Origin of the sequence: Streptomyces sp. NPDC056486, assembly GCF_042795295.1 — a bacterium.
Lineage (GTDB): Bacteria > Actinomycetota > Actinomycetes > Streptomycetales > Streptomycetaceae > Streptomyces.
Map to the genome: position 1 here is coordinate 24,115 of NZ_JBHTSF010000005.1, position 25,271 is coordinate 49,385.

Genomic DNA, 25,271 nt, shown 5'->3' on the forward strand with positions numbered 1-25,271 from the left:
AGGGCGCGCTGCGCCCCGCCCGGGAGGACGCCTGTCCATGAAGCCCGCAACGGATCTGATCGTCGCGCTCCTCCTCACCGACGGGCCGTTGCCGGCCCTCTCCGCTTCCCCTCCGCCTGATCCGCTCATCGCCGCGGCATCGGCGCTGGCGACGGGCGAGCCGAAGCGGGCCCTGCGTCTGCTCGACGGAGCGCAGGGCCCGCGCGCCGAAGCGCTGCGGATCGCCGCCCACACCCTGGACCTCAACTGGAGCCCGGGCGGGAGCGGGGCGGTCATGTCGCAGGAGGAGATGGAGCGGGCAGGCGTGGCGCCGCCCCGGCCGTCGGATCCTGACGCGGCTCTCGTGACCCTCGTCGCGGCCCGCTTCATCCCCTTCATGCAGTCGGCCCGCAGCATCGCCGACAACTCCCGTACCGGCGGCGCGGAATGGGCGGCCGACAACGTCATCTCGGAACTGCACCGGCTGGGCGACGAACTCGACGCCACAGGTATCCGGCACGTGCGTTGCGCTCATCGGCTCGCCGTCGCCGACCTGACACGGCGGGCGGGTCGCTCCGCCGAAGCGGCGTCCGCTCTCGACGCCTGCCGTCGTGCCGCCGACGGCGATCCCCTGGTGACCGCCCAACTGAACGTCCTGCAAGGGGACTTCATCCTCACCCCCGAGTCCCATCCGGAACTCCTCGGGCTACGGCTCGATCCCCTCGCGGCACCCGGCACGACGCCCGCGTCCCTGGACGTGGCCGAGGCCCACTACGCGACGGCTGACATCCTCTACGGCCGGACGTCCGCCCCGCGCGGCGAGGCCGCTGTGGCACTGCGCCGGGCCCACCTCGCGCGCCTCTCCGGAGAGCGCACGGCTCGCGTCCGGCACCTGGACCGTGCTCGCGGCCTGGCCTCGGGCGCCCTGGCCCAGGTCGTCGCCGCGCACCGGATGCTCGACGACATCGAGGAAGGGGACGATGTGCCGTGGCACGCTCTGGCGGACATCGCCGCATGGGGCCGGGGAGACGGCAGCACCAGCTTCGTACGCGGTCTGGTCCGGCTCTTCGTGGCCCGCGCCGCGGCCTGGCGGGAGGCGGGCCTCACCCTTGCCGCCCTGCGGTGCCTGCGCTCGGCACGCCATCTCGTCGGCTCGATCACCGCCCCGCCGGAGAGTGAACTCACCGACCGGGCCTATCTCGATCTCGTCGACCGTCTCAACTTCCGCAGCGCATCGGCCGTACTCCTCTGTGCCGATACCGCGCGCGCCACGCAGGCGTTGCGCGCTCCCGGCGCCGACACCGGGACTTGGCTGCGCGCCGCGGACCTTGCGATGTCGCTCGACGGTGCGGTGGAGGCCCTCGCAGACCCCGACCTCAAGGCTGTCTCGGCGGCACGCCTCGGCGAGCTCGCGGCCGAGGCCGGAAGGCTCGCCGACCCGTGGCCCCCGGCCGCAGCGGCGGCGGACGCCGTGCGCGAGAGCTTGCGCCGGTCACCCGCGCTGCTCCTTCGCCACCGGGCGAGGAAGGCGCAGCAGGCCGGGTTCCGGGACGAGGCACAGGCCCTGTTGCAGGAGGCACTGGACCGCTCGTACGACGATGCTCTGCTACGGGTGGTGCTTCTCTACGAGCTGGAGCGGCGCGACGAGGCCCATTCCCTGGCCATGGCGCTGTACCGGAGCGGCGGGCTGCACCCGGATCACGCGGTCAGTCTGTTCCTGCGTCTCGGCGATCCGCGCACGGCGCGCGAGGCACAGGAGCAGCTCGCCCGCACCGGCCCCATGGGCTCACCGGAGCGGCCCTGGGAGGGCCAGGCCCGCCGCGCCGAGCTCGCCGAGGCCCTGGGCGATCACGCCATGGCCGCGGCGCTCGGCGATGAGGCCGTGTCCCGGTTCGAGGAGTGGTCGGATCGGCTCGTACGGGATGTGCTGCGTACGTCGATGACGGACAACATGGACGTGGCCTCGATGTACCACACGGCGGTCCGCGCCCACCTGGGTCTGTCCGCCGCGGCCTTGGACCCCAAGGTCGCGGACGCCGAACTCGCCGCCGCTTTCGAGCTGTCCGACCGCTGCAGGGGCATCGGGGCCGAGGTGCTGCGTTCGCTGGACGACCTGCCCGCGGGGCCACCGCTGGACGCGGCCCGGCGTTGGCTGCGGGCCGGTTCGGCCTGGGCCGCCGTCTACGAGGGTCTTGTCGAATCCGTCACCGGCGACCCGGCCCGTACGCCTTCGTCCACCGAGCTGCGACGCAAGGTGCTGGCCGCCGAGGACGACCTGGAACGCGCCGAGGCCCAGGTCACCCGGCTCGCCCCCGGGCTGATCCGCGGCAGTCGGGGCGTCGGGGCCCGGGCCGCGCAACTCGAGTCGATCCGCGGGAGCCTGGCTCACGACGAACTGCTCGTCATGTACGAGACGTCCGACGAGGATCTGCTCACCTGGGTGGTCGACCATGACGGTGTGCGGCACATCCCGCAACACGTACACCATCGGGACCTGGCCTGCGACATACGGCGCTTCCACACCGTCTGTGCGACCGGGCGGCGGGACCCCATGGCTGCGGCAGCGCTGTCCGGGCGGCTGCTGCGTCCGGTGCGTGAGGCACTCGGCGGGTGCCGTCGCCTGTTCGTGGTGCCCCATCGGGCCCTGGCCCTGGTGCCGTTCCACGCCCTGCCCGTCGCGGGCGTTCCGCTGGGCGAGCGGTGCGCCGTCTCCCAGCTGCCGTCTGCGGCACTCGTCACCCGGCCGCGGAGTGGCATGGCGCCCCCTGCCGGCGAGTCCGTGCTCCTCGTCGGCGACCCTGTGTACGCGGCCGACCGGGAGCTGGCGAGGCTGCCCGGCACGGCGACGGAAGCAGCGGCGATCTCCCGGTTGCTCGGCGCCTCACCGCTCCTGGGCGCGGCAGCCACCCGCGAGGCCGTCGTCGGGGCGGCACCCGGCTGTGCCGTTCTCCACCTCGCGACGCACGGCGTGCTGTACGAGCAGGGCCCCAACCGGAGTTACGTCGCCCTTGCCGGCCACGACCGGCTCACCGTCGGCGATATGACCGGGCTCCAGCTGGCCGCTGAACTCGTGGTCCTTTCGGCGTGCCACACAGGGCGCGGCACGGCGACCGCCGGGGGTGACGTCATCGGTCTCGTCCGCGCCGCGGTCGCCGCGGGTGCGCGCAACGTGGTGGTCTCACTGTGGCCGGTCGACGACGAGGCCGGGGCCGTGCTCATGACGTATCTGTATGAGGAACTGGCCTCGGGCAACAGCAGGTCGGTGGCGCAGGCGCTCGCGTCGGCGCAGCGACGAGTACGCCCGTTGAACGCGTCCGGCCGGCGGGAGGCTTACGACAGGTTGCGTGAGCCGGCGGGTACGGCGACCGCGGCGACATGCGCCAGGGACGGACGTGTTCCGTCGGCGGTGGCCGAGGACTCGTCCGACCTTCCCTACTTCTGGGCGCCGTTCATTCATGTCGGCGTCTAGGACTGTTCCGCGTGGAATGCGTAAGTGCCATGCTTGCCGGGACAGCGTGCGTCAACGGGGGCTGCCATGCGTCAACGGGCACTGCTCATCGGGTCTCAGACCGGGGTGCTGCGCGGCGTGCACGCCGATGTGGAGCTCATGGCCGGTTCACTCTCCTCCTTCGGGTTCGAGACCACCTGCGTCATGGAGGGCGGCGCCACGCGGCAGGGGATCATCGAGGCCTGCCGGGGGCTCATCGAGGACACCGTCAGCGGGGACGCCGCGGTCGTGTACTACTCGGGCCACGGAGGCCGCGCCCGCAACCCGCTGCCGGACCGGGACGGACCGGACTGGCTGCAGTTCCTCTGCCCCACCGACATCGGCTCCGCGCCCCCTGGCGAGTTCCGGGGACTCCTGGCCGACGAACTGAGCCTTTTGCAGCAGCAGTTGAGCGAGCGAACCACCAACGTGACGACGATCGTGGACTGTTGTCACGCCGCCCGGATGGCACGGGACGAGGGACAGGTCCCCAAGGCCGATCCGCGGGTCGACGCGAGCATCTGGGAAGCGGCCCACGGTGTCTGGCAGGCGGCGCGCGCGGCGCCGAACCGGCTGCCCGCGGCCGAGTCGAATCCGTCGGTCGTACGGCTCGTGGCCTGCGCGCCCGAAGCGAGCGCCTACGAGATCGACGTCCCGGACATCGGCGGCGTACACGGCCTGCTGACCGCCACCCTGGTCCGTATCCTGCGCAGGCCCGGCAGCGCCCGGCTGACCTGGCGAGGGCTCATCGGAATGCTCAGGCCCGCCGTTCTGGACGTCGTCCCGTTCCAGCGCCCGGAGGTGGAAGGGCCCGCGGACCGGCGGCTGTTCGACGGATTCGAGGAGCGGGCGACGGGTGTGCTGCCCGTGCTCGTCGGCCGGGGCGCCGCGTTTCTGGAGGGCGCGGAACTGTTCGGGATCGGGATCGGTGACACGTACGCGGTGGTGGCCGCCGACGGCGACGCGACAGCGCCCCTTGCCACCGCGGTGGTGGACCAGGTGGCGGCCGGGAGGGCCCGGCTGCGGCTGGACGCGTCCTCGCTCGCCGCGCTGCCCGCCGGAGCCGAAGCGCACCCCCTGGAGGTGGGCCTCGCACGGCGCCCGGTAGCCGTACGGCCGCCGAACCACGTCGCACGCGACACGGTGGCCGAGGCGCTCGGCTCATCGCCCCACCTGCGCGTCGTCGAGAGCGAAGGTCCGACGATGGCGACCGTGGCGCTCGACGACGGGCTCTGTCTGCTCGACGCCCAGGGCGAACCCTTGTGGGCCGGTCCACGTCCGGTCACGGACGCCGCGGTGGACCGGCTCGGCGCCGACCTTCGGCAGCTGGCACGCGCGGCGCATCTGCGCGCCCTGGCATCGGGCTCCGGCACCGACTCCCTCCCCGACGACGTGACCTTCACGTACGCCCGGCTGATGGCGGACGGCGGGGAGGAGCGTCTTGACCCGAGCGGCGAGCATCTCTTCAGCGGTGACGAAGTGGTCGTACGCATCCACAATCAGGGCACGCGGCACCGCTATGTCTCCGCGTTCGACATCGGGCTGCTCGGCGCCATCTCTCCGCTCACCACCACGGAGCCCTCCGGAGTGGGTGTCGCCCCGGGCGCCACGTACGAACTGTTCCGCCTCCCGGGGACTCATCAGCTGGCCGGGGTACAGCTGTTCTGGCCCAATGACCTGCACCGGGGCACGCCCCGGCCGGAGTCGTTCGTCTGCGTGGTCACCGACCGGCCCCAGGACTTGTCCCGGCTCGCGCAGTCCGGGATCGGGCAGCGCGGCGCGGGCGGTTCGGCGCTCCAGCGGCTCCTCGACGACCTCGTCGTCGGTGTGCGGGACGCCCGGCCTGCGGACAGCGGTCAGGCGCGCGTGCGCTATCGCGTGACGCGGTTCGACTTCCATCTGCATCCCGGCGCACGCCCTGGCGCGGAACCCGCCTTCGACATCGATGAACGGCCTTCCGCGTCGTTCCGCCTCGTCGCACCACGAGCCGCGGGCCCGGTGCCGGACCGTGTGGCCGTGCGCCTTCGCGAGGTGGTGGTGCCTCGCGACCGGGCTCTGCTCTCCGCAGCCGTACGCATCGACTCACTGGTCGTCACGGGGGCGCCGCCCGGCGATGAACCGTACCGGTCGGCCACGTACCGGACCGACGCAGTGCGCGACGGCGAGCGACTGCCATCGGACGACATGCCGCTGTACGAAGGTCCGGTGCGCGGCTTCCTCGATCTGGCGCTGTGGGTTTCGCCCGACGACGGCAAAGCCCCTGACCTCGCCCGCTTGTTCCGGACGGAAGCGCTGAGCGGTGAGGTCGGGGATGCCACGGCGTTCCTGGCGGGTCTCGGCGAGTTCCCGCTCCGGGCGGCCACGGCGGCGGACGTGATGGGAGCCGTCGCCGCCCTGATGCGTACCGGCGCGGGCCTGCTGGAGAGGGCCACCGGCCGGAGCATCGGCGTCTTCCGCACGTCGTTGCTGCCGCACGAACGGTTCGGTGCGAGTGACACCGCGGGGCGGCACCCGGCCCGTGAGCTGCTGAAGGCCCGGGACATGTGGTTCTCGTACGAGGTTGTCGACGTCAGCGGGCATACGCCCGAGAGGAGGTAACACGGGGTGGCGTACCAGCAACGCATCGACCGGCGTCGGCCCGGTTGCTTCCTTTTCCTGGTCGACCAGTCGTGGACGATGCACGAGGCGATCGGCGGAGGTTCGCAGGTCCCCAAGGCGCAGGCCTTGAGCGAGACGGTCAACGAGATCCTGTACGCCGTGCTCATCGAGTGCACCAAAGACGTGCGCGAGGAGGAGCCGCGGCACTACTTTGACATCGGCGTGATCGGCTACGGCGGACCCGGCGGGGTCGCACCCCTGGTGGGACGGCAAGGACGGGATCCGCTGGTGCCCAGCGCCCAACTGCCCGGATACGCACGGGTGGAGACCCGCGAGAAGCTCCTGCCCGACGCGGAAGGCCGGTACCGCCCGGTGAGCCGCAGGACCATGGTGTGGCTCGACCCGGTGTGGCAAGGCTCGACCCCGATGTGTGCCGCGCTCGGCTACACACACCGGGTGCTGAAGCGGTGGGTGGCCCACCACCGCAGCTCCTTTCCCCCGATCGTCCTGCATGTCACCGACGGCATGGCGACGGACGGGGATCCCCGCCCGGCCGCGGCTCGGCTGCGCAAGCTGGGTACCGCCGACGGCAGGCTGCTTCTGTTCAACCTGCACCTCTCCGCGCGGGGCGAGGACGCCGTGTACTTCCCCGCGCACCAGGCCCGGTACGCCGATCCGGCCACTCAGCTGCTCTTCGAGATGTCCAGCGAGCTGCCCGTCAATCTGGTGGAGGAGGCCGGGTACGCCCACCGCATCGCACCGGGAGCCCGCGGATTCGTCTACAACGCGGACGTGCCGGAGCTGGTCGACTTCATGCGGATCGGCACTGCGACGACCGGCCGGGTACGAGCGGCGTGACACCCTCCGGGGCAGTGAAGCGGCTCACGCTGGCCGCCACCGCCATGGCCGTGCCCAAATCCCCCACGGAACCCAGCGAGGACGCGTGGGCCTTCGACCCGGTGCCCGGGCGGGTCGCCGTCTCCGACGGCGCGTCACGGGCCATCGGCTCGGGGGCATGGGCGAGGTGCTTGGTGAGCCGCTTCGTCGCGGCGCCGCCCGAGGAGTTCGACGCACCCTCGTTGTGCGGATGGGCCACGAGGGCGGCCGAGGAGTGGGTCGCCTCCTTGCGGGTGCCCGAGGACGCCCCGCCGTACGTACAGGACGCCGCAGCGCGGGGCAGCTTCGCCACCTTCCTGGGGATCGTGGTGGATCCCGGGCCGAGCGGCACAGGCAGCGTGTGGTGGCGTGCGGTGGCCATCGGCGACACCTGTCTCGTCGCGCTGCGCGATGACACCGTGGTCACTTGCTTCCCGCTGGACCGGCCCGACCTGTTCACCTCGGCCCCCTGCCTGCTGCCCACGTCTCCCGGCCGTATCGCGGACTCCGTGGCGGACGCGGTCACGGCGCACGGCGCGTGCGGGGCCGGTGACGTGCTTCTGGTGATGACGGACGCCTTGGCCCGGTGGGCTCTGGAGCGGTCGGCGCACGGGGGTGAGGTATGGCGATTCCTGAGCCGGGTCGCTCCCCAGGGGTTCGAGAAGAAGGTCCATTCGCTGTGGGTCCGCGGGGAGTTGGACTCCGACGACATCACCCTCGTGCGCTGCCGGGCCGAGTCCGGTCGCTGATACCGGGGGATACCGGGGGTGCGTCGGAAGGCCTCAGGGGCTGAGCTGTGCCACCAACTCCTCGGGTCCCGACGCCATTTCGGCCGCCCGGGAGCAATCGGCGGCCAGCGAGCGGGCCATGGACGCCACCCGGGGGTCCGGGGACTTCTTGAGCCGGCGCCAGATGTCGGTACGGCCCGGGCGCGCGAAGTCGGCGGCACGGAACACCAGGTTCTCCTGGGTGTGGAGGTCCCACAGGGCCGGGTCGGCGGCCACAGCCAGGATGGACACGAAGATCACGGAGGCCGGGAAGGAATCCAGCGCGACTCCGCGCAGTTCCGGACCCTGCCCCGGATGCTGGTAATCAGGGTGCCCGGCATCGGCCCTGGGCCATTCATGGGGCCCCGGCACCCACACACCGTCCAGGTCGACCAACTGCAGCCGGAGATCGCCGTCGACCAGGACATTGCCGTGCTGGAGATCGCCGTGCCCGATGTGCGAGCGACGCAACTGGCGGATGGCGACACGCCAGTTGGCGGCAAGATGACGCAGAGCGCGGGGATCGCCGATGCGCCGGGAGACGGCGATGTCCAGAGTGTCGCCGGGCACCCAGGGCATCAGCACCACCGGCCACCACACGCCGCTCACCAGGACTCCGCGCTCGACCCAGGTCGCCGGGGTCAGGGCAGGACAGGAGTGCGTTTCGAGGTACCGGCTCAGCGCGCCGTAACGCCGGGCACCGTCGGCCGGTGCGCGCGTCATGCAGCGCACCGCGCACGGGCCGCGTGAACCGAGAAGCCGGAAGACCACGGCGTTCCGCCCCGAACTGGTTCGGGGCATGCCGCGACGGTCGAGGTCGAGCACGCCATCGGCGAGACTCGGGTCGGTGAAGGCCGTACGCAGGTCCTGCACCGCCTCGGCGTACTCGGTCTTCGACGGCAGGCGTGCCGACCGCCCCGCGGAATCGCTCACCCCCGGTACACCACCCGGCCCGGCAGCTCACGTCCCTCGACACGTGCCCACAGCCGCAGCCCGGCGAGGACCTGGCCCTTGCGTCCCCCGGCGTCCAGCGGGATGTCGTTGCCGCCGGTGCGCTGGCGGGCGTCGCGGTAGGCGGAAGGGGCGAGGGCCTTCACGTCGACGTCCGCTCCGCCGCCCTGTACTCGGCGGCGCAGCGCCAGTACGGCGCGCTGGGAGGTCTCGGCCACCTCGGCCCACCAGCTGCCGGGGGCGGCGGGCGGCAGATGGACCACGGAACACAGCGCCTCGTCCACGGCGAGCGCCGCCCGCAGCGCCGTCGGAGAGTCCTGGGGGGCGCGGGCGTACCGGGTGAGGCGCTGGAAGACCTCGTGCCGATAGGCATCGCGGTACTCCTGGGTGCTCAGGGGAAGCGTGCCGCGGTGGGTGAGACTTTCCAGGCAGTGGTGCAATTGCCCGTCAATGCCTGCCAGTCCGGACACCCACCCGGCGAGCTGGACCCACACACCCAGCGGCGTGCTGCTTTCCGCGCCCACCACCAGTTGGGCCCCGGCGACATCGGTGGCCTCCGGCGCCCAGTCGGGCCTCGCGCCCGCGGCGTTCAGTCGCACACCGGGTGCTCCGAAGCGGGGCAGCGGGGGAATCAACACCTGCTCGCGCTCGTGCGCCCACCACTCGATCCACTGCTCACCGGCCTGGGCCGCCGCGGCCGCCACCGGAAGCTGTGCCCGGTCCCGCCACTTCGCCGCGTAGGAGACGGGCAGTCGGAGCAGTGTGGTGTGGAACCAGAGCCACAGGGCGGGAGTGTCGGCGGCCCCGGGGAGCCGGAGCGGGCCGAGGTGGTCGGCGGCTTCCGCACTGTTGACCAACTCCGTGCTGAGGGCGAGGAGTTCCGCGTCGGCCCCGGAGGCACTTTCTGGTGCCCGCGTCGGAACAGGAACGGCCCAAGCGCCGGATTGCCCAGGACCCCCCGCCTCCCCCTGCTCGTCCGTTCCCGGCGCCAGCAGGTTCTCCACCTCCCGCAGGGCCACCCGGCACTGCTCGGCGCCCTGGTCATCGGGCCAGGCCCGGAGCAGCTCGTTCAAGGTGGTGTGCAACCCGGTGAGCTGGGCCCTGGCCACGGTGCCGAGCCGCGACCCCGGTGCCATGCACAGCGCGCGCAACGCGTCCACGGCGCTCAATGCCTGCCGTTGAACGGATCGCGCTCGGCGATGTGCTCGGTCGTGGCGTCGTCCATGGTCACGCGGAACACCGACCCCGGGTTGGTCCACATCTCCCTCACGGAACCCGCCTCCCAGTACGGCACCGGCAGCCGGTGCACCCGCAGACTCCCGTGCTCGTCGAGCGTGGCCACGTACTTGCTCCCTCCGTGCGCCGGCTCCGGTCCGTTCCATCCTTCCGTCGGCGCGAGCCCGTTGCGCGGGGCCGGGACGGCGTCGATGCGTTCCATCTCCCGGTCCGGTTCGCCGGGCCTGCGCAGATAGAAGATCCAGCCGTCGTGTCCGGGGGGATCGAGCGGCTTGCTCTCCATCCCCCGTACGGCGGCCTGTCGGGGCGCTCCTGTTCCCCGGAACCACTTGTCGAACCGGTCACCCGGCGGGGCGCCGGTAGTGGCACCGTCCGGGAGCGGCGGCGGATCGGCCGGTTGGCTCCAGGGGTTCTCGGTGAGCCTGAAGACGACGGTTCCCGCGTCCGGCCGGTCCCCTGCCACCCGGTTGTCGGCGACGATCTCCAGGGGTGTCCACGGTGCGTCCTTCCCGGCGCCGAGATCCACCCGGATGGGCGCCGCACCGCCCACCTCGTACTGGGGGCCACCGCGCGCCAGGTGGATGTAGAGGTTGAGGTCGGCGTCGACCTCCAACTGGAACTTCGCCTGGTTCACCCACTCTTCCATGTTCAGTACGAATCCCGGTTCCTCACGGGTCACCCAGGCATCGGGGTCGAAGGAGCCCCACGACACCCATTTGGGGCCGGTGTTGCGGTGGATGCGCAGGCTCTCGGTGAGGTTCCCCCACTCGCTGCGCACCGCCCAGGCCCCGTCAGGGCCGATGGGGCTCAGCTCCGTGCTCATCGTCAGGAGGGCGTGGGTCGGGTCGCCCGCTTCCAGCTGGAAGGTGGGGCCGAAGTCGCACGGCAGGTAGTAGCTGAGGTTGTCGACCTCTATGCGCAAGACGTATCGGCCCCGGCCCAGTACGCCGTGGGCAGTCTGCTCGGCGTGGGCGAAGCGGCGGATGTGGTAGCCCCAGCACGCCCCGATCGACGTGGCGAGTTTGCCGTACTCCTCCTCCACCTCGATCCCCGCGGGATTCCAGCGCACCTCTGTCTCCTGGCGCAGCCTTCGTTCCAGGGAACGGCGGACCAGGGGCATCTGGCTGCTCTTGCCGGTGAGGAAGATCCGGTCGAGCTCCTGGTTCTCCTTCAGAGCGTTCTTCGCGAGGGAGGCGACGAGATCCGTGATGTCCCGCAGAGGGGATTCCATCAGGCTCTCGAAGGTCTCCATGTCCATCCGCGGCGTCCACTCCGCGCCCCCGTCCCCGGTCGGCTCGGTCGCACCGAGGCCACCCAGGACGGCGTCGAGTGTTTCGGGAAGCGGCAGGTACGCGGTGTCCCCCGAGCCCAGCCGGATCTTGGCCTCCTCCGCGATCCGCCAGAGCAGCCAGAACGTCTGCTCGGACTCCTCGCGGGGCCCGCCGAGGACACGGTCCCCCGCCCAGCGCGTGGGGACGACCTGCTCCACGAGGTCGTGCGGGTACTTCTCGTCGTCGGAGCTCCTGTACAGGAGTGATCCCTCCACGTACCGCCCGTCCTTGACGTACTCATCTGCCTTCTGTGTCGTGGCGAGGATCAGCTCGTAGCGGTCGGGCCACCGGGTCAGGAGATGGTCCGCGAAGGCCGCCTTGTACCAGCGGAAGAGGTGCAACGTCATGAGGTCGCCGCCGAGCTGCAGATTGCCGGTCGAGCCGAGCAGCGTCGGGGTCAGGACGTAGAGGCGGCCCGTGAACCTGGTGTCCTGGCCGGGCAAGGGCTCCGGGGTGCCGTCTCGCAACTGCAGGTTGATCACGGCGAGATCGGTGGTGCCGCCGCCGACGTCGACCACCAGGATGTTCTGCCCCCAACGGTCCGTGCCGGACACCGGACGGCAGCGGGCACGGAACGCCTCGACGCCCGCCGCGAAGTCCCCGCCGAAGTCCCGCATGATGAAGAAGAGCGCCGCCGCCACCGCCTCGTCGAACCGGGTGTCCACGATCGTGACACCAAGACCGCCGACTCCCTCGGCGCCGGTTCCGACGAGTTCACGCAGCCTGCGGCGCACCGCGGGCGGGGCGACGGTCGGGTAGGTCATGACGACATGGTCGATCTTTCCCTGGTGGAGCTCCCTGGGGTTGGCGCCGATGTACTCGTCGCCCTGGTCCAGCAGGTACCGGAGCCCTTCCCGGATGAGGTCGTCGGCGGTGGTCGCGGAACCGTCCGGCCGCGTCAGCAGTTCCGGCAGCGCGTGGTTGCGGGCGAGGTACTGCTTGAGGCCCCTGTACGCATGCGGCGCGCTCCCGTGCTGCGTGCCCACCGCGACGCGCTCGTTCCCCATCCGCACCCGCAGTTCGGGGAAGGTGTCGACCACCTCGATCCGGCTGGCGAGCTCGGTGCCGCCCGACTGGTCGAGATCGGCGGGAAAGAGCCGCAGCACGTCCAGCGGAACCTTGCTGAAGGCCCGGTCGTAACAGGCGTGGAGCCTGGGAGCGACAGCACGCCGCAACCGTTCGTCCCGAGCCGCGAGCCGCACTTCGAGGGCGGTGTAGAGCGCGTGCAGCCAGGCCTCACCGCCATATCCGCCCTCCAGGGCTTCGGCCAACGCGCGCACCGGATCGTCGCCGGGTTCCGCCTGTGAAGTACCGTCGCCCTGCACCAGCTGGCGCACGGCGTCGCCGAGCAATTCCTGCCACTGGGCCTGTTCGGGTCCCGGCGTCGAAGGGTCGCGGAGCAACGCGACGAGTTCGGCGCGCAGCCTCCGCTCCTGGTCCCGGGACATGGCGCGCACGGGGAGCTGCTGCACGTCGTGGATCGTGACCGTGGAGTTGGTCGTGCCGAAGTCCACTGCCGCAAAGCCGAGATGGCGCACACCGCCGCTCGGGACACGCTCCGTGCGCTCGCCCCGCGGGGCGCCGACGGTCTCGGACGCGGGACGCGCCGTGTGCTTCGGGGCGGGTTCCGGGACGGACTCCGGGGCGGGTTCGGCCACCGGCTCGGACCACTGGCCGGGGTCGTACCACTGCTTCGCCGACGGTTCATCGGGCAGCTCGGCCGGAACCAGATGGAGCATGGTGGCGAGCTCGACCGTGCGATGGATGGTGCCCACGGGACGTCCGGTGAGCATGTTCATTTCGTGGTAGGTGATGCGCAACGTGAGGGGCAGGTCGATCCGGCTCGGCGGAGCGGGCAGCGTCACGGAGCCGGCGCCGCGGAAGACGGCGGGCTCGTCGACGACCTGCCCAATGGCCTCGCTCCACAGCTCCCGCACGGCGGTGAGATGCGTCCCGGACAGGTCGGGAGGCGCGACCACCTCGAGCGTACGAATGAGCGCGGCGCTGCCCGGCGACGGCACAAGGCGCAGTGCGGGCGGTTCCAGCGCGTTCTTCGCCCCGGTCAGGGTGAAGCCGTTCCCGTCGGGATCGGCCACACAGTAAGGTCCCGACGCGACGAATTGGGCGTGCAGTCCCATGTCGGTCTCCCTGAGTCAGGCCTGTGGGCCCGGGTTGTGGGCGTGCGGGGCGTGGTACCCGGAGCCCGGGTCAGGCATGGCGTCAAGGCGACCGGCCAGATCCAGAACCGCGGCTGTAGCTGAGTCGCCGTCACCCCTGAGGCCGGACACGAGAAGGTCGAGGGTGTCGGGGGCGCCGACGGCCTCGTCGTACGCGTCGATCAGACCCTTGGCTTCGGAGGCCAACGCGATGTGTTCCGCCGCCAGTTGCTTGTAGACCAGGCTCAGGAGCGCGGTGACAAGCTCACGCCGGATGCGCACCGCGTGCACGATGTGCCGTTCCCATGGGTCCCGGCCGTCGGGTGACTCCGGGTGCCAGGGGAAGCCCCGGTCGAGGCGAAGGGGGTAGGCGGCGTCCGCCTCGGCCAGGTCCGGGTCGGGTGACGCCGTCTCGCGGAGCGCGTCGCGCCACACCTCGATGTCGGTCATGTCCTGCAGCACCATCAGAAGGTCGGCGTGCTCCTGCAGGACGGCGCCCCGTTCCTTCTCCCGCTCGATGGCCCTGTCCCACATCTGGAACAGCTCGTACAGGGAGCCCCTGTGCCGTTCGAGGCGATCCTCGTGCGCGGCGCGCACCCAGTCGCGTACCAGCGCGAGGAGTTGTTCATAGCACTGCCGGAACAACGGCAGCAGCGCCTCGGGCTCGGCCGCTGCCGCCGCCGGGCTCCGGGCATCCGCCCGGCCGGATTCGGCGATCACGAAGTTTCGCGCCCTCGCGCGTTCCCGCACCCTGCGCCGCAGCGCCTCGTCCGCCGCGGTCCTGTCACCACGCCTCACCGAGATCAACTGCTTCTCGCGGTCGACGGCCGAGAACAGCTCCTTCCAGAGCGGCCAGCTCGAGACCATCGTCGCGGCTTCACCGTCGATGTACTGACGGAACTCGTCGTCGGCCCAGACATTGCCGGGCCCCATGCCGACGACCAGACTGTCCCGCAGATCTCCGAGCGACCTCCGGGTCTCGTCCAGGGTTCGCTGGATCTCGCGGTATTCGGGCGGATACTTCTCCTCGGGATGCGCCGCCTGTTCCCTGGAGACCAGCTCCACGCGCATCCGGTCCACGACCCCGGCCCGTCGTTTCACGGCCTCGTACCGGATGTACCCGCCGTACTTCTCGGCGTGCCGGGTGAGTTGCCTGCGCAGCAGACCCAGCCCGCCGTCGTCGGCGAACTCGCTCAGAGCCGAGCTCAGTGGCGATCCCGGATCGTCTGCCGCCAGGCGTGCAGCCACCTTCGCCCACAACTCGGTGACCTGCGATCGCGCCTCCGCTCCCGATCGCAGCCGCGCCCGCAGTGCCTCATCGGGCCGTGCACCCGACGACTTGGAAAGCCGGTCGAGCCCCACCATCGCGGACACAAGGATGAGCTGCTTGCGCTGGCCGGCCGGAAGGAGCCGGTGTGCGGCCTCGACGATCTTGTTCAGAACAGCCGTGTCCGGCAGCCCCCTCAGCCGCTGCTCCTTGAGACGTTCGGGCGAGTCGAGGAGCGCCGCCTTCAGAGTCGGCGGGTCCACAGGCATCTGGTCGAAGCGACCACCCGCGACGAGCAGGCTCTCCCGCAGCACCTTGTCCGACCTGCGCTCCCGGCCGTCCCCCGTGGGTTCGCGGAGCATGTCGAAGAAGTCCTGCTCATTGGCGACCGGTCCGCGCTGGCCGTTCATGAGGACGAGCACCGTGTGGATGTCGCGCAGCTCACGACGGCTCAGGAACCTGTCGCGCTCGCCGGACTCGGGGCTGTTGAGGCCGGGAAAGTCCATCAGGGTGAGGGCGCCCGCGCCCGCCAGGTCCCAGATGCCGGGCGGCACCCCCACCCGCAGTTCGACCCGCCTGATCAGCGGTACGCAGGCGGCGAGGACATCGTCAGCGATCCGGTTCCCCTCCCCCTCCTCTGTGGCAGAGCGGGCCAGGCTGTCGCCGCCGGCCTCCAGTTTCACGTCCGGCAGTGACATGGCGCGCTTGGCCTGGGCCTCCGAGAGGTCGTAGCGCCGTCCGAGCATCGGCGCCCCGGCCTCGTACGCCCTCTGCAGCAGTCCCACTTCGGCAGCGACCGCACGCATCTTGCCGCCGAGACCGGAGCCGTACCTGTCGCACCACTCGACCAAGGGCTCCCAGCCGGTGCGGTCGGGCCGGGCCGCTCGGAGCGCCTCCGACCGCTGATCGGGCTTTCCTTCGAGAGTGGCCAACTCCTCGAGCCTGTGGTGCAGATGAGCCATGAGCTCAGCGACCTCGGCGCCGGTGCAGTACACGACGGCCCGCCCTTTGAGGCTCGACTCACGCTCGCCCGCGGTGGACTGACCCACGTGAATGGCGGTGACGTTCCCCGTGGTCGCCACGTCGCTCACCGACAGCAGCCCCGGCAGGCCGAGGAGCGCCTCGATCAGCAGAGACTTCCCCGCGCTGAACTCCCCCACCACGCCGACCGAGAGCGGCCCGCGCGCCTCCCCCAGCATCTGGGCCACAGCGGCCCTGAACTCCTCGCGTCCCGCGTGCAGTTCACGGTCTTCCGCAGCGCCGTCCGTCGGAGTCCTGTCCAGGGCTTCCAGCATCTTGCCCGCCCACTGAACATAACTGTTCATGTCCCTGCCCATGGTTCTGGGCCTCCCCCCGCGCCACCCCCGGCAAGGATCGTCCGGTCACGGTGGGAACCGCATCAATCCCTGGCACTCGAACTCGACGCTGAAGGCAATGTGTCGCGCCCACAGCCACGCGACAACCGTCTGTGTCAGATTGCCTGAATTAGCTCGCAGTTGTATGCACCTGGGCACTTCGCTGGCACTCTCGACCCATGGCCGCGCCGAGCCAGGGACACCAGGGGGACCCGTACGCGCCGGACCCTGGCGAGTACCAGATCCCCTACTTGTGGGTTCCCCGGCCGGACGAGACCCCGATCTCGGCCCCGCCCCCTGGGCCGGACGCCTACTTCGACCTCCCGTCATCACCGCATCCGCATCCGCATCCGCGTCCGGACAGACGCCGTCCGCGCCGGTGGCTGCGCCGCACCGTGCTTTCGGTCCTCGCCGTCGTCGTCCTCGCGGGCGCCGGAGCGACTGTCGCCAAGATGGACCTGACGCCATCGGACCTGTTCTCGACCTCGGACGAACCAACCAAGGAGCCGACCGACACCATAGATCCGACCGACACCCCCACCCCCACCCCGACCCCGACCTCGGAGGTGACCGACTGGAGCGATCTCAGCATCGGGGAGTGCGCCGCCTCCATCGGTGACGAACTGCCTCTCGTCGTGGACTGCGACTCGGCACACGAACTGGAAGTCTTCGCGACGTTCTTCCCTGCCGCGGACTTCCCGGGCTACCCCGGGGGCACCGTGGCCGACGCCTACGTCAACCGGGAGTGCGAGACACGTTTCGACCGTTTCTGGAGCATCTACGAGGGCGATGAGGATCTCGACTGGGATTACGACACCATCACCGCTGCGGCCTGGGAGGACGGGACTTCCGTGAACTGCTACCTGACAGACGATGTGAGCGGCTCGCTGTACGGATCCGCGACCGAGGAGGTCTACGGGGACCTCCAATGACCCGCACCCGACCCGCGTCAGTCAGTTCTGCTGGTTTCGCTGGTTCTGCTGGTTCTGCTGGTTCTGCGAGTGAGGCCGTGCGGAGTCCGGCTTCGCCGCCGTGTGGACGGTGGGTGATGTCGTGTCGGCGACGACGCTGGGTGCGATGACCTCACCGTGAATGACCTGAGGCGTCGGTGCCGCCTGCCCGGCGGCCTTCTCCTCCTCGCCCTTCTCCTTCTCCTCCTCGCTCTTCATCGCTTTGGCCTCGGCCTTGAGGATGCGGGCCGACTTGCCTGCGGAGCGGGCCAGTTCAGGAAGCTTCTTGGCGGCGAGGACGAGGATGACGACGACGAGGATGACGGCGATTTCACTCAGTCCGAACACTTCGGTCCTGTCTGCGTCTGGGCCCGCGCCGGGTGCGGCGCGAGCCAGGAGGAGCCCTGCCGCCCGCATGCGCTGGGGTGGCCATGCGGGCGGCGGGGGTCGGTGGACGTCGCCGGACGGCTGGTCCGTGACATCAGGTGCCGAAGGCGGGCACGGTCAGACGTCGACACCGAAGTCGGAGGCGATGCCGGACAGGCCGGACGCGTAACCCTGGCCCACGGCACGGAACTTCCACTCCGCACCGTTGCGGTAGAGCTCGCCGAAAATCATTGCCGTCTCGGTGGCGGCGTCCTCGGACAGGTCGTAGCGGGCGAGTTCCGCCCCGCCGTCCTGGTTGACCACACGGATGAAGGCGTTGCGGACCTGGCCGAAGCTCTGGCCCCGGTTCTCGGCGTCATGGATGGACACCGGGAAGACGATTTTCGAGACCTCGGCGGGCACGGCCGCGAGGTTCACCTTGACGGCCTCGTCGTCGCCCTCGCCCTCACCGGTGAGGTTGTCACCGGTGTGCTCGACCGAACCGTCCGGGCTCTTGAGGTTGTTGTAGAAGATGAAGTGCCGGCTGGAGGGAACCTTCCCGGACTCGTCCACCAACAGGGCGGAGGCATCGAGGTCGTAGTCGGTGCCCGTGGTGGTCCGCACGTCCCAGCCCAGGCCGACCACTACGGCCGTGAGGCCCGGGGCCTCCTTGCTGAGCGAGACGTTGCCACCCTTGGCCAGGGAAACTCCCACTGCTCTCCTCCTCGGTGTCTCCGGTCAGGCCCGCGGCACGAACCCGCCTAGAAACTACAGCACTGTAGAGACAACGGGAGCGGACTTCGGATGACCGCCGTACCGAATCGGCCACGCGTGACGTCGAGAACGCCGACGGTGCGTCACTTGCGCGAGTTGCCGAACAGGAGGCGGTAGCCGATCAGCAGCACGAGCGCTCCGGCGATGGCCGATCCCCACGTGGTGAGATCGAAGAACTGCCGCTCCACCGGCCGGTCCAGGAACCGCGCCGACAGCCAGCCCCCGACGAAGGCCCCGGCGATTCCGATGACCGTCGTGCCGATGAGTCCGCCCGGATCCCGGCCGGGCAGCACGGCCTTGGCTATCGCGCCGGCCAGCAGTCCGAGAATGATCCACCCGATGACACCCATGGGTCTTGTCTCCTTTTCGTCGTTCCTCGCCTGTTGTGCAGGGAGGGGTGCCGGAGCAGCGTAGCTTCTACGCGTCTGTAGAAGATGTGAACACGGTGGAGTGCGCTGCTCTCGGCACAGGAGCGGATCGGCAGGGACCTCGCCGCGCGAACGCGCGGGGCGGTCGTTCGTCGACTTGCCTACCCCTCGTCTCCCTCTTCCTCTTCCTCGTCGCCCTCGAAGAAGTCGCCCACCTCGTCGACGACTTCGGCCGCGACCATGCCGCCGACCACACCCACCGCGAGCCCGGCCGCACCCGCGGCGACGACGGTGCCCACGCCGGGACCCGAGCGATGGTGGCCGTCGTGGCCGTGGTGGTGGTCACCCTGACCGTGAGCCGAGTCGTGGGGATCGCCGTGTCCGTACGAGGTATGCGAGGCGTAGGACGCCCGATGCTCGACCAACTGCTTGATCCAGCCGTCGACGAGTGCGTTCCAGTCCTGATGCCCGACCCCGTCGTGGCCGACGGTGAAGCGGGTGACGGAGTCGTGGCCGCCCGAGAAGAGACCGCCGCGCTTGTCCGCCTCCAGGATCACTTCCATGCCGCCCGGGTAGGACAGGAAGGTCAATTCGATCTCGTTGACCGCGTGGGCGTACTGAGGGGACGGGGTGAGTTCGATCTCCTGATAGAAGGGGAGTTGCTGTCCGGTGCCGCCGATGTGGCCGTACTCGAGGTCGGCGGACCTGAAGCCGAAGCCGAGCTGCCCCAGCGCCTCCAGGATTGCCTCCTGTGCGGGCAGCGGACCCACCGCGAGCGCGTCCAGGTCACCCTTGTCCTTCGCGCCCGCCACCGACAGCTCCGTGCGCACCCCGAGGACGATGCCGAGCCCCTGGCCGTACAGCTCCGTGATCGGCGTCTCCCACGGCAGCGTCACACTGAACGGGACGCTGCGTTCCTCGCCTTCAGCGAGCCGGAACCCGCCGCCCACCGTGAACCGGTCGAAGACGACGGCGCCTTCGCTCTCCCCGTCCTCGTGCTCGGCCTCGGCCCGGGCCACCAGCTCAAGGGTGATGTGCTCGATGTCGAAGTCGCCGCTGCCACCCTTGAGTTGAACCTGCCCGTTGAGGTCGCCGCCGGGCAGGACAGCACCCGGATCGAGGACCGTATCGACCGTGGGCCCGCCCACGCCGAGCGAGCCGAGCAGCCGTTTGAACACCATCGTGGCGTTCACCCCTTATGTGCGTGTGATTCTCGTACTGAGGAAGTGCTGAGCAATGCGAGAGGCACGCGGCAGGGGACGCGGAAGCGCGGGAGAGCAGCCGTGAGCGCCCTCGCATTTCTACAAGCGAGTAGAAGCATAGGGCTGTCGAGCGTGCTCCGGGCGGCATCCGGTGACATGGCGGACGACGCGGCAGCCAGGCCAGGTGGCATGGGGCCTAGGGTGGGGCGCATGAGGGATCAGGGGACGGAAATGGCACATGGGGTGTGTCCCGGCTGCGGGGGCAGCGAGGTATACGAGGGGCAGGCCCATTACGGCCAGGCCAACCCGAACGTACGCCTGAAGTTCGGGGCGATCCGCGGACGGACCGTCCCGGTGTCGGCGCTGGTGTGCGCGGACTGCGGCCGCCTGGAGTGGCGACTCGCTCTCGACGCGGACGCCAAAGACGACGTACGACGGCACTTCACCCACGTACAACCTGAGTAGCCGACGTGGCGCCCCTGGTGCTGCGCCACCCACCTGCCGGTAGCGCAGCCCCAGGGTACTCAGTACCTGTTGTGCTGGTCAGTCAAGGACCAGGTCGCCGAAGTGCACCGCGGTGGCCTCTTCGTGGACGACGTTCAGTGCATCGTCGACGGGGCCGTCCGCGGCGGCGACTCCCGAGCCGCCGAGGACGGCGATGGCGGCCAGAACCGTGGCGGTGACAGCTGTGCGCAAGCGCATGGGGCAATCCTTTGCTCGTGGTTGCGAAGATCGAAAGAAGGCCTATCCCACCCGCTCCGGCCGCACACAGGTCCGGGCCAAGCCCACTCGTCTGCAGGTGTTTCATGCGGCCGAGCGTGGTCACGCGCGCCGCTTCGCGCAGGTGCTCAGTCCGGCACGGCGAGGAAGCGACGGGCGCCGCGCAATGTGGTGTGCAGCCCGAGCTGGGTGGCACGGCTGTCGAGGCGTACGTCGTTCGCCCCGGGAAGTCCGCTGCCGGCCCGCAGGCCCGAGGGCAGCCGGGAGGCGTCGAGCCCGTCCCGCTCGGCGATGAGAGTGCCCAGCTCGTGACGGCTGATGGCGTCAGCCCCTGCCACATGGTGCACGCCGTCCGTGTCGCAGGACGCGAGTTCCAGCAGGGCGGCGGCCAGATCGGCGACGTGCACCGGGCAGCGGATGTCGTCGCTGAACAGGACGCCGTTCCGGGTCCCGGCAGCAAGGTCGTGCACCATGCGTACGTGGGCAGACTGCCGGTCGTGCCGGTCGCCGATGATCAGCGAGGTGCGAGCGACGACAGCCTCCGGGTGCACGAGGCGGACGCCTGTCTCCGCTGCGGCCTTCGCCGCGCCGTAGGGGGTGACCGGGTCGGGGAGGCAGGATGCGTCGTAGTGGACGCGGGTGCCGGAGAACACCGCGTCGCTGGACACGTGGACCAGGCGGCTGCCGTACCGTGCCGCGACCATCGCCAGGCGGACGGCTCCATCGGCCGTGACCGCCCAGTCGGATCCGCCGCTCGTCGCGTTGACGATGAGGCGCGGGCCCACCTCGGCCACGACTGCTTCGACGCGCTCAGGGTCCCGCAGATCGAGAGCGTGCCACGTGGCCTCCGGAGCGCTGCCGGGTCTGGTGGCGAAGGTCGCGGCTGTCCTGTGCCCGGCCGCTGCCGCCCGGCGGACCAGCTCGGAGCCCAGGAACCCGCTGCCACCGACGATCAGGACTGTCATGACGCGACACGGTAGGGGATCCCGCGCCCGAGGTGGCGGAAGCTCAGGCAAGCCGCCACAGATGATCCGCCGTGCCGTTGTCCTCGAACTGCACGACCTGCGCGCTGTTGGCCGTCGACATGCCGTCCACCCCGAGCACCTTGCCGCTGTGCCGGTTGTGGAGCAGGAACCAGCCGTCCCCCTTGTCGACCTTCTCCCAGCGCAGATGCTCGGCTCCGCTGTCGGTGAACTGAACGGACCTGGCCGAGTCGGCCGTTGACGCCCCTTCGATGCCGAGCACCTTGCCGCTGTACCCGTTGCGCAGGGTGTACCGGCCATCGCCCCGGTCGATGAGCTGCCACGCGTGGTCGCCGGTGCCGGAGTTGTCGAACTGGACCACGCGCCCGCCGTCGTCCAAGGACATGCCGTCGACCGCGAGGACCTTGCCGCTGTGCCGGTTCTCGATCCGGCGGTAGGGCGGCTCGGGCGTCCAGGGTTCGCCGTCGGGGGTCGCCGTGGGGAACGCGGTGACGCGCAGGCGTGCCGCGCCCATCGGAATGAGCGTCACCTCCTCCTTCGCGCCGGTGGCACGGGCCGGGCCCCGCTGCAGGGGTGCCACCACGTGCTCGTCGTCAGCGATCCAATCCTCCAGGCGCCGTGCGCGGGCACGGATGCGTACCGGTACGCCCTCGTGCGTGAACGGGTCGCCGGTCAGTGGTCCGGGGTCGGCGGTGAAGGAGAGGTCGTTGCCGGGGTCGGGGGCGAGCGCGTAGTTCCACGGGGTGGTCGCGTGCACCGCTTGGTGGGGGAAGGCGTCCGTGCCCGCGTACCGCTCGTAGGACTCGCCGATGCGCAGGGAGTACGTCAGGGGGCCGCGGTCGACGCTGATCGCTCCGCTCTTCCAGGTGCGTACCGTCGTGCTCTGCGGCAGCCTCAACGTGACGCGGTCACCGTTGCGCCAAGTCCGCTCGACCTCGGCGAAGGCCGGTCCGTCCGGAGCCTTCAACCTGCTCCCACTCACGGAGAGTTGCGGCCTGTCGCACCAGCCGGGTATACGCAGCCGGAGCGGGAAGCGCACCGGCTTGTCCATGGTCAGGGTGAGGGTGACGGTCTCCTTGAAGGGGTAGTCGGTGTCCTCGGTGATCGTGACGGATGTGGCACCGTCCCCGACTTTCGCCGTGACCCGGCTCGGCGCGTACATCGCCGCCGCCAGGCCGCGGTCCGGGGTCGCGAGCCACAGCTCTTCGGTGAAGTACGGCCAGCCCATGCCGTAGTTGTGCGGGCAGCAGCGGTACTGGTCGACGCCAGGCTGGAAGGACTGCATCGCGAACCCGTTCTGGAACTGCCCTTGCGTCTTGCGGGTGTTGTCGAGGTCGACGCTGTTGGCGCTGGTGACGTAGTGGATGCCCGTTCCGGCGGGGTCGGTCGCCGCGGGCAGCATGTTGAAGGCCAGCTCTTCGCACAGATCGGCCCAGACCGGGTCGCCGGTGATGCGGGTGAGGAGCTCATGGCTGGCCATGAACTCGACGGTGCCGCAGGTCTCGAAGCCCTGGCGGGGGTCGCCGAAGCCGGGGCGCGCGTTCTCGTCGCCCGCGAATCCGCCGCCGGGGAACTGTCCGTACGTCCCGATCGCGGTCGCGTAGTTGCGGTACGTCGCCCGGGTGTGGGCCGCCTTGCCGGAGCGCAGGGCGTACTGGGCGGGCTCACGGAATCCCTGCGCCACATTGACGTTGTGCCAGTCGGCGACGCCGCCGGCCCAGTCCACGCCGTGGGTGTGCATCTTGTCGGCGAGGTCGAGCAGGAAGCTCTCCCGGGTGCGGTTGTAGGCCCAGAAGGCGACGTCAAGACCGTCGCCCCACCGCTTGGAGACCCAGCTGGAGTCGAAGGCGCCGGGCCCCTGTGCGTTCATGAAGCGCATGAAACGCAGAATGAACGGCATGATCCGCTTGTCGCCGGTGAATTCCTCGTGCGAGCGCAGCGCCTGAAGGAGCGGCAGGTAGGGCCAGAAGTCGGGGCCGCCGTTCAGCTGGGTGCGCAGCCTTCTCGGGCCGAAGAACCCGTCCGCTTCCTGGGTGGCGATGATCGCGTCGATCCACCGGCGGCTCTGTGCCAGGGCGGTGCGGTCCGAGGTGAGGGCGGCGAGGTCGACGTATCCGCGCAGCCAGTACGTCACTTCCTCCCACCCTGCCTTGTCCGGGTGCACCCAGCCGGAGTCGTCGAACGTGAGGAAGTGCGAGATCTCCGCGTACCGCCCGAACAGGCCGCCGAGCAGGAGGTCGAGCTGTCCGCGCAGCCAGCCGCGCGCGGTGACGCTGCCCACCGGAAGCTTCTGGAACGCGTTGGGGGCCAGGGGTGCGGCGTTCGGGCCGTACAGACCGCCGCGCGCCGGGGTCGCCGCCCGCGCGGCAGGGCCGGTGACGGCGGCCATCCCGCCGGCCGCCCCGAGGGTGATCGCGCCGGAGCGCTGGAGGAAGTGACGTCGGCCGAGCTGCGTCATGAGGAGGTACCGTCCCGTCGTCGTCCGTGTTCGCTGGTGGCTGCCGTGCAGGGCGCTTTACAACGTTGGAAAACTGCGGCGTACGAAATCCCTGTCGCGTCCTGCGTGGCACGCGGGCGACAGGGCAGTTGGCATCTCAGCACCGAGTGACGGGATTGTCCAGAGGGAGGGATGGGACAGGCCGTCCCTCCCTCCCCCTCTCCTGCTCCCCCCGGGTTCTCACCAGTCGTGAACGGTTCCGTCCTGCAGCCGGTTCACCGGCAGGTAGGCCGCTTCGTAGGGGTGGGCGGCCGCAAGCTCCTCGTCCAGTTCCACTCCGATGCCGGGCTCCTCGCCCGGGTGCAGGTGGCCGTCCGTGAACGTGTAGGCGTGCCGGAAGACCTCATTCGTGAGACGGGTGTGGCCCGAGTACTCCTGGATCCCGAAGTTGTGCACGGCGAGGTCCAGGTGCAGGGCCGCGGCCATCCCCACCGGGGAGATGTCCTCGGGGCCGTGCACCGCGCTCTTGATCTGGTACTGCGCGGCGAAGTCGAACAGCTTGCGCAGCGGCGTGACACCCCCGAAGTGAGTGACCGCTGAACGTACGTAGTCGATCAACTGCTCGGTGATCAGATCCTGATAGTCGTGCACGGTGTTGAAGACCTCGCCGATGGCCAGCGGCGTCGAGGTGCGCCGGCGCACCAGTCGAAGGGCCTCCTGGTTCTCGGCCGGGGTGCAGTCCTCCAGCCAGAACGGCCGGTACGGTTCCAGGTCCTTGCCGAGCCTGGCGGCCTGGATCGGGCTGAGCCGGTGGTGCGCGTCGTGGAGCAGCGGGAGCTCGGCGCCGAACTCCGCGCGGACCGCCTCGAAGACGGTGGGCGTGTGGCGCAGGTAGGCGTCGGTGTCCCAGTCCTCGACGAGGGGGCTTGCCTGCTGGTGCAGGACGGGTTCGCCGCCGTCGTCGGTGCTGTGCACGCCGTACACGGCCTTCAGACCGGGGATGCCCGACTGGATCCGCACCGCGGGGTAGCCCTCGGCCAGCCTGGCCCGTACGGAGTCGAGGAGTTCGGGGATGTCGCGGCCGTTCGCGTGCCCGTACGTGCGGATGCGCTCCCGGCTGGCGCCGCCGAGGAGTTGGTAGAGCGGCAGGCCCGCGGCCTTCGCCTTGATGTCCCACAGGGCGACGTCGACGGCGGCGATGGCGGCCATGGTGACGGGGCCGCGCCGCCAGTAGGCCCCGCGGTACAGGTACTGCCAGGTGTCCTCGATCCGGTGCGGGTCACGGCCGATGAGCAGGGGCACGACGTGGTCGGTCAGATAGCTGACCACGGCGAGTTCCCGGCCGTTGAGGGTGGCGTCGCCGAGTCCGGTGAGGCCGTCGTCGGTCGTCAGCTTCAGGGTGACGAAGTTGCGGCCCGGGCTTGTGACGACGACCTTCGCGTCGACGATCTTCATACAGGTGCTCTTT

At 70.4% G+C, this 25,271-nt stretch carries 18 protein-coding genes; 6 read left to right on the forward strand and 12 right to left on the reverse strand.

Going from position 1 to position 25,271, the window contains the following annotated elements:
- The first annotated feature begins 37 nt into the window (after nucleotides 1–37).
- From ACFQ7F_RS04200 to ACFQ7F_RS04215, 4 genes are all read left to right on the forward strand, one after another.
- Nucleotides 38–3,448 (forward strand): CHAT domain-containing protein, encoded by a 3,411-nt coding sequence (locus ACFQ7F_RS04200; RefSeq protein ID WP_383265783.1) that lies wholly within the window; start codon nucleotides 38–40, stop codon nucleotides 3,446–3,448.
- A gap of 66 nt (nucleotides 3,449–3,514) precedes the next feature.
- Nucleotides 3,515–6,064 carry a caspase family protein gene (locus ACFQ7F_RS04205; protein WP_383265786.1) on the forward strand — a complete coding sequence of 850 codons (2,550 nt, stop codon included), beginning with the start codon at nucleotides 3,515–3,517 and terminating at the stop codon, nucleotides 6,062–6,064.
- Between the two features lie 6 nt (nucleotides 6,065–6,070).
- The gene (locus ACFQ7F_RS04210; protein WP_383265789.1) at nucleotides 6,071–6,922 is read left to right on the forward strand and encodes a vWA domain-containing protein; all 852 of its coding nucleotides are present in this window, start codon (nucleotides 6,071–6,073) and stop codon (nucleotides 6,920–6,922) included.
- A 14-nt stretch (nucleotides 6,923–6,936) separates the two neighbouring features.
- A complete protein-coding gene (locus tag ACFQ7F_RS04215; RefSeq protein ID WP_383265792.1) occupies nucleotides 6,937–7,689 on the forward strand; it encodes a hypothetical protein in 753 nt (250 codons plus the stop codon).
- A 33-nt stretch (nucleotides 7,690–7,722) separates the two neighbouring features.
- Here ACFQ7F_RS04215 and ACFQ7F_RS04220 read toward each other — a convergent pair whose 3' ends face one another.
- Genes ACFQ7F_RS04220 through ACFQ7F_RS04235 form a run of 4 tightly spaced genes read right to left on the reverse strand, consistent with a single transcriptional unit; the run spans nucleotide 7,723 to nucleotide 15,973 of the window.
- Nucleotides 7,723–8,640, reverse strand: coding sequence for a hypothetical protein (locus ACFQ7F_RS04220; RefSeq protein ID WP_383265795.1), 918 nt, complete (start codon nucleotides 8,638–8,640; stop codon nucleotides 7,723–7,725).
- Nucleotides 8,637–9,818 carry a hypothetical protein gene (locus ACFQ7F_RS04225; protein WP_383265797.1) on the reverse strand — a complete coding sequence of 394 codons (1,182 nt, stop codon included), beginning with the start codon at nucleotides 9,816–9,818 and terminating at the stop codon, nucleotides 8,637–8,639. Before ACFQ7F_RS04225 ends, ACFQ7F_RS04220 begins: the two co-directional genes overlap by 4 nt.
- Nucleotides 9,819–9,823: 5 nt before the next feature.
- Nucleotides 9,824–13,363 (reverse strand): Hsp70 family protein, encoded by a 3,540-nt coding sequence (locus tag ACFQ7F_RS04230; RefSeq protein WP_383265799.1) that lies wholly within the window; start codon nucleotides 13,361–13,363, stop codon nucleotides 9,824–9,826.
- Between the two features lie 15 nt (nucleotides 13,364–13,378).
- Nucleotides 13,379–15,973, reverse strand: coding sequence for a dynamin family protein (locus ACFQ7F_RS04235; protein ID WP_383265802.1), 2,595 nt, complete (start codon nucleotides 15,971–15,973; stop codon nucleotides 13,379–13,381).
- 209 nt (nucleotides 15,974–16,182) lie between these two features.
- On the opposite strand from ACFQ7F_RS04235, the gene ACFQ7F_RS04240 reads away from it, so the two are divergent.
- Nucleotides 16,183–16,935, forward strand: coding sequence for a septum formation family protein (locus ACFQ7F_RS04240; protein ID WP_383265805.1), 753 nt, complete (start codon nucleotides 16,183–16,185; stop codon nucleotides 16,933–16,935).
- 21 nt (nucleotides 16,936–16,956) lie between these two features.
- On the opposite strand, the gene ACFQ7F_RS04245 is transcribed toward ACFQ7F_RS04240, so the two are convergent.
- The 4 genes from ACFQ7F_RS04245 to ACFQ7F_RS04260 all read right to left on the reverse strand — a co-directional run bounded on the left by ACFQ7F_RS04245 (nucleotide 16,957) and on the right by ACFQ7F_RS04260 (nucleotide 19,642).
- Nucleotides 16,957–17,301: a twin-arginine translocase TatA/TatE family subunit gene (locus tag ACFQ7F_RS04245; protein ID WP_383265808.1), complete on the reverse strand. Its 345-nt coding sequence runs from the start codon at nucleotides 17,299–17,301 to the stop codon at nucleotides 16,957–16,959.
- A gap of 156 nt (nucleotides 17,302–17,457) precedes the next feature.
- Entirely contained in the window at nucleotides 17,458–18,033 is a 576-nt protein-coding gene (locus tag ACFQ7F_RS04250) for a TerD family protein (protein ID WP_383265811.1), read from the reverse strand.
- 143 nt (nucleotides 18,034–18,176) lie between these two features.
- Nucleotides 18,177–18,443 carry a GlsB/YeaQ/YmgE family stress response membrane protein gene (locus ACFQ7F_RS04255; protein WP_383265814.1) on the reverse strand — a complete coding sequence of 89 codons (267 nt, stop codon included), beginning with the start codon at nucleotides 18,441–18,443 and terminating at the stop codon, nucleotides 18,177–18,179.
- A 179-nt stretch (nucleotides 18,444–18,622) separates the two neighbouring features.
- A complete protein-coding gene (locus tag ACFQ7F_RS04260; protein WP_383265817.1) occupies nucleotides 18,623–19,642 on the reverse strand; it encodes a sporulation protein in 1,020 nt (339 codons plus the stop codon).
- A 252-nt stretch (nucleotides 19,643–19,894) separates the two neighbouring features.
- Between ACFQ7F_RS04260 and ACFQ7F_RS04265 the strand changes: the two genes are divergently transcribed.
- Nucleotides 19,895–20,128: a hypothetical protein gene (locus tag ACFQ7F_RS04265; RefSeq protein WP_383265819.1), complete on the forward strand. Its 234-nt coding sequence runs from the start codon at nucleotides 19,895–19,897 to the stop codon at nucleotides 20,126–20,128.
- 78 nt (nucleotides 20,129–20,206) lie between these two features.
- On the opposite strand, the gene ACFQ7F_RS04270 is transcribed toward ACFQ7F_RS04265, so the two are convergent.
- The 4 genes from ACFQ7F_RS04270 to manD all read right to left on the reverse strand — a co-directional run bounded on the left by ACFQ7F_RS04270 (nucleotide 20,207) and on the right by manD (nucleotide 25,258).
- Nucleotides 20,207–20,365, reverse strand: coding sequence for a hypothetical protein (locus ACFQ7F_RS04270; RefSeq protein ID WP_383265821.1), 159 nt, complete (start codon nucleotides 20,363–20,365; stop codon nucleotides 20,207–20,209).
- Between the two features lie 146 nt (nucleotides 20,366–20,511).
- A complete protein-coding gene (locus ACFQ7F_RS04275) occupies nucleotides 20,512–21,348 on the reverse strand; it encodes an SDR family oxidoreductase (protein WP_383265824.1) in 837 nt (278 codons plus the stop codon).
- A gap of 43 nt (nucleotides 21,349–21,391) precedes the next feature.
- Nucleotides 21,392–23,824 carry an RICIN domain-containing protein gene (locus ACFQ7F_RS04280; RefSeq protein WP_383265827.1) on the reverse strand — a complete coding sequence of 811 codons (2,433 nt, stop codon included), beginning with the start codon at nucleotides 23,822–23,824 and terminating at the stop codon, nucleotides 21,392–21,394.
- 219 nt (nucleotides 23,825–24,043) lie between these two features.
- On the reverse strand, nucleotides 24,044–25,258 hold the full coding sequence (gene manD, locus ACFQ7F_RS04285) for a D-mannonate dehydratase ManD (protein ID WP_383265830.1): 1,215 nt from the start codon (nucleotides 25,256–25,258) through the stop codon (nucleotides 24,044–24,046).
- Nucleotides 25,259–25,271 lie beyond the last annotated feature (13 nt).

Coding starts and splice junctions, on each gene's coding strand:
- ACFQ7F_RS04235 (WP_383265802.1), bottom strand. CDS start 15,973: ATGAACAGTTATGTTCAGTGGGCGGGCAAGATGCTGGAAGCCCTGGAC.
- ACFQ7F_RS04280 (WP_383265827.1), bottom strand. CDS start 23,824: ATGACGCAGCTCGGCCGACGTCACTTCCTCCAGCGCTCCGGCGCGATC.
- manD (WP_383265830.1), bottom strand. CDS start 25,258: ATGAAGATCGTCGACGCGAAGGTCGTCGTCACAAGCCCGGGCCGCAAC.
- ACFQ7F_RS04270 (WP_383265821.1), bottom strand. CDS start 20,365: ATGCGCTTGCGCACAGCTGTCACCGCCACGGTTCTGGCCGCCATCGCC.
- ACFQ7F_RS04230 (WP_383265799.1), bottom strand. CDS start 13,363: ATGGGACTGCACGCCCAATTCGTCGCGTCGGGACCTTACTGTGTGGCC.
- ACFQ7F_RS04275 (WP_383265824.1), bottom strand. CDS start 21,348: ATGACAGTCCTGATCGTCGGTGGCAGCGGGTTCCTGGGCTCCGAGCTG.
- ACFQ7F_RS04200 (WP_383265783.1), top strand. CDS start 38: ATGAAGCCCGCAACGGATCTGATCGTCGCGCTCCTCCTCACCGACGGG.
- ACFQ7F_RS04260 (WP_383265817.1), bottom strand. CDS start 19,642: ATGGTGTTCAAACGGCTGCTCGGCTCGCTCGGCGTGGGCGGGCCCACG.
- ACFQ7F_RS04205 (WP_383265786.1), top strand. CDS start 3,515: ATGCGTCAACGGGCACTGCTCATCGGGTCTCAGACCGGGGTGCTGCGC.
- ACFQ7F_RS04240 (WP_383265805.1), top strand. CDS start 16,183: ATGGCCGCGCCGAGCCAGGGACACCAGGGGGACCCGTACGCGCCGGAC.
- ACFQ7F_RS04255 (WP_383265814.1), bottom strand. CDS start 18,443: ATGGGTGTCATCGGGTGGATCATTCTCGGACTGCTGGCCGGCGCGATA.
- ACFQ7F_RS04265 (WP_383265819.1), top strand. CDS start 19,895: ATGGCACATGGGGTGTGTCCCGGCTGCGGGGGCAGCGAGGTATACGAG.